This window comes from Paenibacillus sp. FSL R5-0713, from assembly GCF_037973325.1.
Classification (GTDB): domain Bacteria; phylum Bacillota; class Bacilli; order Paenibacillales; family Paenibacillaceae; genus Paenibacillus.
In genome coordinates this window covers 4,026,091-4,038,332 of record NZ_CP150229.1, presented here as the reverse complement: position 1 = coordinate 4,038,332, position 12,242 = coordinate 4,026,091, and the positions used below count along the sequence as shown (strand labels likewise).

Sequence of the window (12,242 nt, the reverse complement as noted above, 5' to 3'; positions counted from 1 at the left end):
AATTAATATAACGCGACGTAATCGGTATGAGAGTACCTTTTGTATAACACGCCCAATTTTAGTTGGACTCTTTATCTCTGATCACAATTCTATGTTATGAATCATGGAACTTCCCTGAATAGTTTATATAATGTGAATCAACATAACATGATTTTTGCAGCGGTTCGGTTGATTCTAATTTCAGGGGGGCAACGTGGGATGAAAGAAACCAAAAAGATGAGAGTTTTTTCACTGGGGATTCAGCACGTACTCGCAATGTATGCGGGAGCAATTCTGGTACCTTTGCTTGTGGGCAGAGCGCTAAATCTGACAGCAGAGCAGTTGGCGTATCTGGTATCCATTGACCTGTTAACGTGTGGGATTGCAACATGGCTTCAGGCTCGGAAAGGTAAGTACTTGGGGATCGGTTTGCCAGCAGTGCTCGGCAGTTCCTTTGTCGCGGTGACACCGATGATTGCGATTGGATCGCAATACGGCATTCCTGCCATATATGGGTCGATCATTGCAGCGGGTTTATTTATCGTCATCTTCGCCGTGTTTTTCAGTAAAATCGTCAAATTGTTTCCACCAGTTGTGATCGGTACAGTGGTAACCATCATCGGTCTTGCGTTAATCCCAACCGGTATTAAAAACATGGCGGGTGGAGCAAACAGCGAGAATTTTGGAAGTTTGGACAATTTGGCTCTTTCATTTGGTGTTTTACTTTTCATTCTGATTCTGAATCGATATGCTCGCGGTTTTGTTAAATCCCTGGCTGTTCTCCTTGGTATTATCGCGGGGACCCTCATCGCAGCTTTCATGGGAAAAGTGAATTTTGCCGCTGTACAGGAAGCCTCCTGGTTCCATTTACCTCAACCCTTTTACTTCGGATGGCCTACCTTCGAAATTGGTCCCATTATTACAATGATCATTGTAGGTACGGTTGTCATCATTGAATCAACAGGTGTTTTTATGGCTTTGAGCAAAATCTGTGATCAACCTATTAACGAGAAAGATCTGGCACGGGGATATCGCGCAGAAGGTTTCGCGTTTGTCCTGGGCGGCATATTTAATGCTTTTCCATACAATACCTTTGCACAGAATGTTGGTTTGGTTCAGCTCTCGAAGGTGAAAACGACCAATGTCGTTGTTGCAGCCGGAGGCATTCTGGTCTTTCTGGGACTGATTCCGAAGGTAGCTGCTTTTGCAACCATTATTCCAAGTGCTGTCCTCGGAGGAGCGACGGTGGTTCTGTTCGGAATGGTCGTCTCATCCGGGATCAAAATGCTGCAAAACGTCGACTTCAGCAAACAATCCAATCTATTGATCGTGGCTTGCTCCGTCTCACTTGGGCTTGGTGTTACTGCTGTACCCGATCTATTCGCCGAGCTTCCTCAAAGTATTCGGATTATTGTTAGTGATGGTATTATCACGGGAAGCCTGTCAGCGATCCTGCTCAATGTCTTCTTTAACCTCGGTTTCAAAAAAGAAAGCTTGCCTGTACAGGTACAGGCTCAGGAAGCACACACGTAATCCTTGCCATAACAGACTTGTCATCGGGTATACGTAATAGATCCAAGAAGGATCTTCTGGGAAGTGGATTGAAAGGGAATGATTCCACTTGCCCAAGGAACTTCTTGGATTTTTTTGTGCGAAACCAACGATGTGGTAGTTCCCTTATCCAAGTGACTAGTGATGAAGAATGCAAAAGGAATGCAAATATGCTAAAGTTTCAACAAGAACATTTTAGATGTTCGTTTAAGTCAACATCCTCTTGAATTGAATTTCCATGCGACTACATAAATGAGCATTGGTTCACAAGGCAAGAATATAACCTGGGGATGATCCCTTGGTAAAGAAAAGGAGTTGTGATCACCATGCAAGAAGAAACGTTGAACAAAGGATGGAATTTGGACAACAGTTATGCGCAGTTACCACAACCTTTTTTTACAAGTCAGAGCGCAGTGCCTGTTGAATCACCAAAGCTAATCATATTCAATAGACTGCTTGCCTCCAGTTTGGGACTGGATGTGGAGTCACTAGACAGTGATGAAGGAGCGCAAATTTTTGCAGGTAACCTGGTTCCGGAAGGAGCTGAACCTTTAGCGCAGGCGTACGCAGGACATCAATTCGGCAATTTTAACATGCTTGGTGATGGAAGGGCTTTGCTGCTGGGAGAACAGATTACGCCACAGGGCGAGCGAGTGGATATCCAGCTGAAAGGTTCAGGAAGAACACCCTACTCCCGTGGAGGGGATGGACGAGCTGCTGTTGGACCCATGTTGCGTGAATATATCATTAGCGAAGCGATGCATGCACTGGGTATTCCAACGACTCGCAGTTTGGCCGTGGTGGCAACAGGAGAAAACATTATTCGCGAAACAGAGCGGCCTGGGGCTATTTTGACTCGTGTGGCTTCCAGTCACATCCGAGTAGCAACCTTCCAGTACGCAGCCAGATGGGGTTCTATTGAAGATCTTCGGGCATTGGCTGATTACACGTTGCATCGACATTTTCCTGAGGTTGCTCAAGCCGAAAATCGTTATCTTCTGCTCCTTCAGGAAGTGATTAAGCGGCAGGCGGCTCTCATTGCCCAGTGGCAGCGAGTTGGTTTTATTCATGGCGTGATGAATACGGATAACATGGCTATTAGTGGTGAGACCATTGATTATGGTCCATGTGCCTTTATGGATGCTTACAATCCTTCAACCGTATTTAGCTCCATTGACAGACAAGGTCGCTATGCTTATGGCAATCAACCGTATATTGCCGGGTGGAATTTGGCTCGATTTGCCGAGACGCTTCTGCCGCTGTTGCACGAAGATGAAGAGCAGGCGGTGCAACTCGCGCAAGATGCCATCGCACAATTTTCAGAATTGTATCATCATCATTGGCTCAAGGGGATGCGTTCCAAACTGGGCTTGTTGGATGAAGAGGCAGAAGATGAAGCCTTGGTCAAGGATTTTCTTGAACTTATGGAGAAGCATAGTGCAGATTACACGAATACGTTCCTAGCTTTGACTTTTGATACTTTGGAAGGAACAGCCTGGTTTGGCACGTCAGAATTTGCTGAATGGCATGAGCGTTGGCAAGCCAGATTGGACAGACAGCAAGGTGGGAAGGAAGTCTCTACGCAGTTGATGAGAACGAGCAATCCAGCGGTCATTCCCCGTAATCATCGGGTCGAGGAAGCCCTTGAGCGAGCAGAGAATCAAGGGGATCTTAGCGTGATGGAGAAGCTTTTGGCTGTCCTTTCAGATCCGTTCGCACATTCACCTGAACAGGCTGAGTATGCTGAACTACCTGCACAATGCGATACTTCGTACCAGACTTTTTGTGGGACCTGATTGAACAGTAAGGAAGAAGAGGCTGCCTTTGGCAGCTTTTTCATTTTTTTATTAAAATAGGCAGGTGCATTCATGTCCAACATGTTAAACAAACAACAATTGGCAGACATCCTTATACAGCTTTTAGAGCGAACTTCTTTCCGCAGGGAACAGATGCAGAACTATGTTAACCGCCTGTATGAGACCTTTAAATGGGACGGTGTACCCTATGTGGAGTGTGGAAAAGATATGTATATCGTGCGAATATACGAACGTGGTCTCGTCTCGTTAGAGAAACGAGTAAAACAGCCGGAGGAAGTCATCTATTGGCTGCTGGAGGATATTATTTTCACCGCGACGCATGTAGGGTTGTTGGAAAAACATGGTGTCGATAATAAACAGACGCATTTGAACTATACAGATGAAGTGATGAAGGAACTGAACAGGGGTGTTCAGGAAGCTTTCCAGCAGATCGGTGATCCGTATTTACATTGGTATCAGACGGGTAAACGTCAGGAGTTAGAGAGCTTGGAATAAAGAAAAGTGAGGTGTGTTACGTGAGCGAGCAAGATATCCATGATATTTGGTATGAGTATGCTGTATTATTTGTCGAAAAAAAGAATGAATCTGAACAGGGCTGGGCTTCGTTGAATTCGAACGAGCAGGACATTGCTGCTTTATGGCTGTTAGAGGCGGATGTCTTTAATGCCGGTTTTATACAGTTTTTCTGCAACTGGGGGGAAGAAGTATACCGTTACGCGTTACGGGCATTACATAACATTGGTGCGACTCAAGTAGTGGAGATTATAACCTCGGCATACGGCTGCATTGAGCATCTGAAAGAGGATGAAGGGCTTACTGGATTATGGGACATTCCTAAATTACTGACAAAGGAACAAGAGCACCAGTTAGATGCGCTGGATCAGCAATTTTGGAACAATGAGGATCAGATCGCGGAGAAAGCCTATGGTTATTATCACGGAAAATTGAACATGATGATTATATAATCTGGTTTTAACTAAGCATCCGTTGTTCTGTTTAAGGTTTGCATACTTGGTCTTGCAATGACCGAAACGTTCGGCTATACTTGCTATAAATTGAATACATGAATCACGTTGATAGAGCGCAGTAGCGGCTTTGTCCCTGTTACAGAAAGTCAGGGGTTGATGGAACCTGATACATACAAGGGCTGCGAATTACACTCTGGAGTACTTGGGTAATGCCAAGCGGATGGGCAAACGATATATTGCCAAAAGTGGTATGGATAGCGTGTTAAGGTTATGTGTTATCCATGCAATTTGGGTGGTACCACGGTTATGATAATCGTCCCTGTGTCTAATGAAGACAAGGAGGCGATTTTTTTGTGTCCAAAAAAGCCGTTCCAGCGTGTTATTTCGTAAATTAACGTAGATCATGACTGAATTTTGAGGATAGAAAAGGGGTTATACGAATGAATATTATTGATGAACTACAGTGGCGTGACGCCATTAATCAGCAGACGGATGCTGAGGGATTACGTGAATTGACTGAAACGAAGTCCGTTTCTTTGTACTGCGGTGTTGATCCAACGGGAGATAGCATGCATATTGGACATCTAATTCCCTTCATGATGCTGAAACGTTTTCAATTGGCAGGACATCGTCCAGTCATTTTGATTGGTGGAGCAACAGGTACGATTGGTGATCCGAGTGGTCGACAGGCAGAGCGGTCATTGCAAACGATGGAGCAAGTGCAGGAGAATGTGGATGCACTGACAGCGCAGATGAAGAAGTTGTTTGTAACAGATGGAGATAATCAGGTTCGCATGGTGAACAACTACGATTGGACGCACAAAATCAATGTCATTGAATTTTTGCGTGACTACGGCAAAAACTTTAACCTTAACACAATGCTGGCTAAGGATGTAGTGGCGAGCAGACTGGAAGGCGGCATCTCGTTCACTGAGTTTTCCTACCAGATCCTTCAGTCACTCGACTACCTGCACCTGTTCCAGAACGAAGATGTACAGCTGCAAATCGGCGGTTCCGACCAATGGGGGAATATCACGAGTGGTCTTGATCTGATTCGTAAAAAAGAAGGATCTGAAGCGAAGGCGTACGGTCTGACCATTCCACTTATGCTTAAATCCGATGGAACCAAGTTTGGTAAAACAGCTGGCGGCGCAATCTGGCTTGATCCGAACAAAACAACACCGTTTGAATTCTACCAGTTCTGGGCGAATACAGATGACCGTGATGTGATCAAATACTTGAAATACTTTACCTTCCTGAGCAAAGAAGAAATTGAAGCTTTGGCTGAAAAGGTAGAGACAGAGCCACACAGACGTGAAGCACAGAAAGCACTTGCGGAAGAAATGACAAAATTCGTTCACGGCGAAGAAATGCTTGAACAGGCTAAACGTATTACAGCGGCGCTGTTCAGTGGAGATATCCGTTCCCTGACGGCAGACGAAATCGAGCAGGGCTTCAAGGAAATGCCTACCTTTGAAACGGATGGCGAAGCCAAAAATATTGTGGACTGGCTCGTGGATCTGGGTCTGGAGCCATCCAAGCGCCAGGCGCGTGAGGATGTCACCAAAGGTGCGATTTCCATGAATGGTGAGAAAATCACCGAACTTGAATTCACGGTGTCGGCAGAACACGCCATTGGCGGTAAATTCATCATTATCCGTAAAGGTAAAAAGAATTACAGCCTGGTTAAACTTCAATCGTAGTTTCCAAGAAGTAGAACGTAACACAGACACGTATAGAGACTGCAATAGAGATACAATGAGAGCCACATATACAGGAACAAAAAGACCGTCTTCCATCTCTGTCAGGCGACAGAGCGGAGACGGTCTTTTGTATCACGGGTCATTGCTTGACCTATTTTATTGATTAACAATCGCTGTGATCTCTTCATCCAGATCAAGTCGTACGTTCTCACGGTACGCCCGAATGTTGTATTCGCTGTGCAGGTAACGAAGAATCGCTTCAATCATATTGGACTCTACCAGATATTGACTACGGCCTTGAATCCAAACTTCAGCGGAATAACCTGTATCTTCTTCCCAGCTCAGTTCTACATTCACATCGGTTGGACGTACACCCTTACGTTCTGCCATATGAATACAGATTGCATTCACAATTTCATCCATGCTCAGAACCATAGAGATTAGTACCGTCCGTTTCTGTTACGGTCATCATCACGATCATTGCGGCGGTCATAACGGCCATCCGCTGCAGGTTTACGACGATTTGTAATGGCTCTGAAGAGTGCCATAGCCAGCATAACAATCAACATGATTGCTGCAACGTTCACGAGCAATCCAAGGATGTTACCCAGAGCGCCCATGCCACCGAACAATCCGCCGAACATCATACCCGCAAGACCACCTAGCATCATGCCTTTCATGAATCCGCCGCCACCGCCGAAGAATCCACCACCACGAGTTGCAGCTGCACCAGTACCGGAGTTATTACCGGAATTGGATTGATTCACGTTGCTGTTGGAGTCGGATTTCTTAGGTGTGTTGGTATAACTTTTTGTACCGGATTTGAATCCGCCACCACGTCTTGCATCCGCAGAATCCGGATTTGTTACTCCCACTGTTGCGAATAATAATGTAAAGGCCATAAATACCATCATTAGATGTTTAACTCCGAATTTTTTCTTCATTGTAAAGATCGTAACCCCCCGATTAATTTGTTTGATTCGCCCATAATTGGACCTTACTCAAGTAATACGGTTAACCTACAGGAACGTTTCAAATTTTATTAAATTTCAGAAACGCTTGGACTGGGGTCTTGAATTGCAGCTTGACCATCAAGCAATTGGGTAACCCAATGACACCATTCCAGACCTGTTTGCGCATGCATTAACCCTTTTTGTACCAGGATGTAGCTTCCAAAATCTCGATTGCCTACACGAAGATTATCCAGAGGTATACGTGACTTCAGATCCTCGAAGTACCGTATACGTTCCATAAACCAGCTTTTACGCTCATTCAGAATGCGTCTCATGCTTCCGTCTTCCGCTATGCCAACACACAAAATACGCAAATTAAATTCATCGCGTGTAACCGGTGCGGTAACCGGAGTGATCATCCATTCCAATAGCTTTTCAATGCCTTTTTCCGTAACCGCGTACATTTTCTTATCCGGTTTGTCAGACTGTTGTACCCAGCGGGAGGCCAATAACTCATCGTTTTCCATCTTGGACAGGAGTGGGTAGATCTGGCTGTGTTTTGCCTGCCAATGCGGCTGGATTTTCAGCATTAGATCATAGCCCGATGACTCCTCGCGGGTAAGCAGCCCGAGTAATCCGTAGGAAAGTATGTTCATGCACATGTCTCCTTAATATTAGGGCTGGGTCAGAGAAAACAATTGATTTTGCTTTCTTTGACCGCTTTCATAAAAGTGTACACTGAAACTGTATGGTTTGACAACCTGATCGAGCAACCGCCTTAATTTAGACAAAAAAAGTGCGAACCATAAGGTCCGCACTCCAAACCATTTAGAGAGATGCCTGTTGTCCATACCCTTCAGCGACAACATCAAGCTCACCTGTGGCAGAATCGATAACCATGCCGTGAACGGGTACATTGGGAGGAAGTAATGGATGCTTCTTGATCACTTCCACAGTTCCTTTTACCCCTTCTTCAACACTGTCAAACCCACGCAGCCACTTTTGCAGACGAATGCCGGAATTTTCAAGCGTAGACATGACCTCTTCTGAAACTCCACGTTCTGTCATGTGACCAATCATCGTTTCAGCATGCAGGGAAGCCATACCACATTCTGTATGACCTACCACCAATACCTCATCAGCGCCCAATTCATAGATAGCAACCAATACAGAACGCATAACACTACCAAAAGGTTGAGAGATAATGGCACCTGCGTTTTTGATGATTTTTACATCGCCATTTTTCAGATTCATCGCTTTCGGCAGCAGCTCTACAAGACGGGTATCCATACAAGTGATGATGACCATCTTTTTGGTTGGAAACTTGCTAGCCGTATACTTCTCGTATTCTTTAGTCTCGACAAATGATTTGTTGTAAGCCAAAATCTCTTGAATGTTATTCATGTCCATTGCCTCCTGTTATCCAATACGACGAGCACGGCCACTTGCAATTGATGCAGCTTGTCCTACGCGCCTTTTTGCTTTAATAATGTATCACGGTCAGCAAATGGCATTACTCCAACCTTATAGAGGTTGTTCAAAAAGTCCACTTTTGATTACAAATCATGCCCGAAGGGCATCATCAGCATCGAAGTTGAAATTCATTTCTATCTTCTCGGTAATGAAAACCAGACTTTTGGAACACGTATCTTGAGGAGGATAATGCGATTTGCCTCTGTTAAAAGTTGATTATACGCAATAGGAAAAGTATCATCAATAGGTGAATAAACTTTTTTTGAAGAGGTGAACGATAACAATGGATAAACAAACACAGGAACATTTGGAATCCTTCCGTAATCTGGCTCGTAAAATCAAGAGCTATCATGAAGCCATTGGTTTGCTTCACTGGGATCTGCGCACAGGTGCGCCAAAAAAAGGCGTTCCGACTCGTTCGGAGACGCTGGGTATGTTGTCCACCGAAGCATTCAAGCTGCAAACCTCGGCTGACATGAAAACCTACCTGGATGCATTGACTACTCCAGCAGTATTGGGACAACTCGAAGATATAGATCGTCGTCTGGTTGAAGATTGCAAGAAAGAGTATGATCGCAGTCAATCCGTACCACCTGAGAAAGTGCAAGCCTATACCGTACTCACGGCCAAATCCGAAACTGCTTGGGAAGATGCCAAGCATAACAGTGATTTTGCAGGATTTTCCCCTTATCTGACAGATATCGTTAAGCTCAAACAGGAGTTTATTGATTATTGGGGTGTAAAGGATACGCGTTACGATACGCTGCTTGATATGTACGAACCGGATCTGACCGTTGAAAAAGTGGATGCTGTATTTGCTCGGCTCAAAGCACGTTTGGTGCCTTTGCAAGAGAAAATTAATGCTTCGGACAACCAGCCCAATACAGAGTTCCTGAATCAGTTGTTTGACACCAAACAGCAGGAGAAGTTTAGTCTGTTCATCTTGGAACAAATGGGCTATGACTTTGAAGCTGGACGCTTGGACGAGAGTGTGCATCCTTTTGCAACGGGGCTTAACCCGGGTGATGTGCGGATCACAACACATTATCTGCAGGATGATGTAGCAAGCGCAGTCTTCAGTTCACTGCATGAGGGCGGACATGCCCTGTACGAGCAAAATATTGATGACAGTCTGGCGGGTACCCTTCTGGCTGAAGGAACGTCCATGGGAATTCATGAGTCTCAGTCCCGTCTTTGGGAGAACATGATTGGTCGCAGTCTGCCATTCTGGGAACGCTATTACAAAGATTTGCAGCAGCATTTCCCGCAACTGAGCGAAGTTGAACTGGAAGATTTCTATCGTGCAATCAACCGGGTGGAGAGTTCACTCATTCGGATTGAAGCGGATGAACTGACCTATAATCTGCACATTATTATCCGATATGAGATTGAAAAAATGTTATTCAACGATGGCTTGGAAGTGAAGGATCTGCCAGAGACCTGGAATGCGAAATACAAGGAATACCTTGGTATTATGCCAACGAATGATGGAGAGGGCGTTCTGCAGGATGTTCACTGGTCTGGTGGCGACTTTGGATACTTTGCTTCGTATTCTCTGGGCAATATGTATGCAGCACAAATTCTACATACATTGCGTAAGGAAATGCCGGAGTTTGATACCCTCATTGCCGAAGGTAATCTGATTCCGATTAAGGAATGGCTTACAGACAAGATCTACCGGCATGGGAAAAGTCGGACACCTTCCGAATTGATTGTTGCCGTAACGGGTGAAGAATTGAACCCGGATTATCTTGCTGATTACCTGGAAGCTAAATACGCCGAGATCTACAAGCTGTAGGTACCACATATATAACGTATTGAATAGCATTATGAATAGCGGAAGAGTCGGGCATCATTGCCCGGCTCTTTTTTTGCATTCAAGTTCTTAACCTTTTGTTGGGCAGCAGCATATCCATAATAGAGAGAAACTGCTCAAACCAGTGAAGGAGGGAAACAACATGAAATACACGCCATGGTTCGTCCGGGGCATCGTTATTCTGCTGATTATCATTGTGGCGCTTACCAGCTGTAATAAGGAAGAGAATGAAGCCAAAATTACGATTGGCGAAGTGACTCGTTCGGTATTTTACGCACCGGAGTATGTGGCTGTGGCTCAAGGCTTTTTTGAGGAGCAGGGACTTGAGGTGGATATTCAGACGACTGCTGGCGGTGACAAAACAATGGCGGCATTACTCGCAGGTTCGGTGGATATCGCCTTGGTAGGAGCGGAAACGTCCATATACGTCTATCAGCAGGGAGCGGAAGATCCGGTCATTAACTTTGCTCAACTCACCCAGACGGATGGTACTTTTCTGTTCGCACGTAACCCCGAAGGCAGCTTCGATTGGGAGCAACTGAGGAATTCCACATTTTTAGGACAGCGCAAAGGCGGCATGCCGCAAATGGCAGGGGAGTTTGCATTGAACAAACATGGCATTAATCCGCAGAGTGATCTGGAGCTGATTCAGAATGTGGACTTTGCCAACATTGCATCTGCTTTCGCCTCAGGCACGGGAGATTATGTTCAACTATTTGAACCCCAGGCATCGATCTTTGAACAAGAAGGTCGAGGTAAGGTTGTAGCATCGTTTGGAGCAGAAAGTGGTGATCTGCCCTACACGGTTTTCATGACGAAACAGAGCTATATTAACGACAACAAGGATATCGTGCAAAAGTTTACGTACGGTCTGCACAAAGCGCAAGCGTGGGTAGATTCACATACGGCTGAAGAGGTTGCAGAAGTCATTACTCCTTTCTTCAAAGACATTGATCCAGCCATTCTGGTCAGCAGTGTAAATCGTTATAAAGAACAGGGCAGCTACGCTACGGACCCGATCATTGATGAAGAAGAGTGGAACAATCTGCTTGATGTTATGAGTGCTGCCGGAGAGCTGAAAGAACGCGTGGATATGAATGCAATTGTGGATAATGTCTATGCGAAAGAAGCTGCAAATTCAAAGTAATGGGTATTCAGGAAAGGAAGTGAGCAGAATGCCTGAATCCGAAAGTGTGATCCGACTGGAGGGGATCTCTCAAGTATACGTCAGCGAGCGGGAAGCTTCATTGGTGATTGAAGACTTGAGTCTGGAGATCCAAAAAGGAGAGTTCGTCAGTCTCGTTGGACCGAGCGGATGCGGGAAAACGACATTGTTGTCGATCATCGCTGGGCTGCTCACACCGACCCGAGGAGAGGTTAAGGTTAAGGGGAAACTCGTTGGCGGTCCCTCCGCACAGATTGGTTATATGCTTCAACAGGACTATCTGTTTCCATGGCGGACCATTCTCGATAATGCATTGATTGGTCTTGAACTTACAGGCAGATTGGATGTACGGAGTCGTGAGCGTGTACGGGAACTGCTGATCAGTATGGGCTTGGCCGGAACAGAGAATCAGTACCCTTCAGAGCTTTCAGGGGGCATGAGACAGCGGGTAGCTCTGGTGCGCACGCTGGCAACCGACCCGGGAATTTTATTGTTGGATGAACCATTCTCGGCACTCGATTATCAAACCAAGCTGCAATTGGAAGATCTGGTCTCGGACACGTTAAAACAGTTTGGCAAAACCTCTGTACTCGTCACCCATGATTTGTCTGAAGCCATTGCAGTCAGTGATCGCGTCATTGTACTTGATCGCAATCCTGGGCGCATTCGTCGTGAATTTATCATTCCCGATGAAATTCGGAAGGCTCAGCCATTCCATGCCAGGGAGCAAGAAGGGTTCAATGCATTGTTTCAGGCATTATGGAGTGAACTGGATCAGCCCGGGGGAGGTGAGAAAGACGCGTGAATCAAACGAATC

12 protein-coding genes and 1 other annotated feature are annotated in these 12,242 nt (G+C 45.5%); of the genes, 8 read left to right on the top strand and 4 right to left on the bottom strand.

The window, feature by feature from the left end; translation table 11 throughout:
- The first annotated feature begins 198 nt into the window (after nucleotides 1–198).
- From MKZ12_RS17870 to tyrS, 5 genes are all read left to right on the top strand, one after another.
- Entirely contained in the window at nucleotides 199–1,512 is a 1,314-nt protein-coding gene (locus MKZ12_RS17870) for a nucleobase:cation symporter-2 family protein (protein ID WP_339255900.1), read from the top strand.
- 344 nt (nucleotides 1,513–1,856) lie between these two features.
- Nucleotides 1,857–3,326: a YdiU family protein gene (locus tag MKZ12_RS17865; protein WP_339255898.1), complete on the top strand. Its 1,470-nt coding sequence runs from the start codon at nucleotides 1,857–1,859 to the stop codon at nucleotides 3,324–3,326.
- Nucleotides 3,327–3,398: 72 nt separating this feature from the next.
- On the top strand, nucleotides 3,399–3,842 hold the full coding sequence (locus MKZ12_RS17860; protein ID WP_339255896.1) for an Imm63 family immunity protein: 444 nt from the start codon (nucleotides 3,399–3,401) through the stop codon (nucleotides 3,840–3,842).
- A 20-nt stretch (nucleotides 3,843–3,862) separates the two neighbouring features.
- Nucleotides 3,863–4,312 (top strand): DUF4375 domain-containing protein, encoded by a 450-nt coding sequence (locus tag MKZ12_RS17855; protein WP_339255894.1) that lies wholly within the window; start codon nucleotides 3,863–3,865, stop codon nucleotides 4,310–4,312.
- Nucleotides 4,313–4,411: 99 nt separating this feature from the next.
- Nucleotides 4,412–4,639 (top strand) — a binding site (T-box leader).
- Nucleotides 4,640–4,755: 116 nt separating this feature from the next.
- The gene (tyrS, locus tag MKZ12_RS17850) at nucleotides 4,756–6,018 is read left to right on the top strand and encodes a tyrosine--tRNA ligase (RefSeq protein WP_091011938.1); all 1,263 of its coding nucleotides are present in this window, start codon (nucleotides 4,756–4,758) and stop codon (nucleotides 6,016–6,018) included.
- Between the two features lie 156 nt (nucleotides 6,019–6,174).
- Here tyrS and MKZ12_RS17845 read toward each other — a convergent pair whose 3' ends face one another.
- From MKZ12_RS17845 to MKZ12_RS17830, 4 genes are all read right to left on the bottom strand, one after another.
- Nucleotides 6,175–6,453, bottom strand: a complete 279-nt coding sequence (locus tag MKZ12_RS17845; protein WP_017687903.1) for a YxcD family protein — start codon at nucleotides 6,451–6,453, stop codon at nucleotides 6,175–6,177.
- A 5-nt stretch (nucleotides 6,454–6,458) separates the two neighbouring features.
- Nucleotides 6,459–6,962 (bottom strand): hypothetical protein, encoded by a 504-nt coding sequence (locus MKZ12_RS17840; RefSeq protein WP_339234702.1) that lies wholly within the window; start codon nucleotides 6,960–6,962, stop codon nucleotides 6,459–6,461.
- Between the two features lie 98 nt (nucleotides 6,963–7,060).
- Nucleotides 7,061–7,627: a PadR family transcriptional regulator gene (locus MKZ12_RS17835; protein WP_253437997.1), complete on the bottom strand. Its 567-nt coding sequence runs from the start codon at nucleotides 7,625–7,627 to the stop codon at nucleotides 7,061–7,063.
- Nucleotides 7,628–7,799: 172 nt separating this feature from the next.
- Entirely contained in the window at nucleotides 7,800–8,375 is a 576-nt protein-coding gene (locus MKZ12_RS17830; RefSeq protein WP_339234698.1) for a carbonic anhydrase, read from the bottom strand.
- Between the two features lie 352 nt (nucleotides 8,376–8,727).
- Between MKZ12_RS17830 and MKZ12_RS17825 the strand changes: the two genes are divergently transcribed.
- The 3 genes from MKZ12_RS17825 to MKZ12_RS17815 all read left to right on the top strand — a co-directional run bounded on the left by MKZ12_RS17825 (nucleotide 8,728) and on the right by MKZ12_RS17815 (nucleotide 12,230).
- On the top strand, nucleotides 8,728–10,242 hold the full coding sequence (locus MKZ12_RS17825; protein ID WP_339255890.1) for a carboxypeptidase M32: 1,515 nt from the start codon (nucleotides 8,728–8,730) through the stop codon (nucleotides 10,240–10,242).
- A gap of 160 nt (nucleotides 10,243–10,402) precedes the next feature.
- Nucleotides 10,403–11,407, top strand: coding sequence for an ABC transporter substrate-binding protein (locus tag MKZ12_RS17820; protein ID WP_339255888.1), 1,005 nt, complete (start codon nucleotides 10,403–10,405; stop codon nucleotides 11,405–11,407).
- Between the two features lie 28 nt (nucleotides 11,408–11,435).
- Nucleotides 11,436–12,230 (top strand): ABC transporter ATP-binding protein, encoded by a 795-nt coding sequence (locus tag MKZ12_RS17815; protein ID WP_339234693.1) that lies wholly within the window; start codon nucleotides 11,436–11,438, stop codon nucleotides 12,228–12,230.
- Nucleotides 12,231–12,242 lie beyond the last annotated feature (12 nt).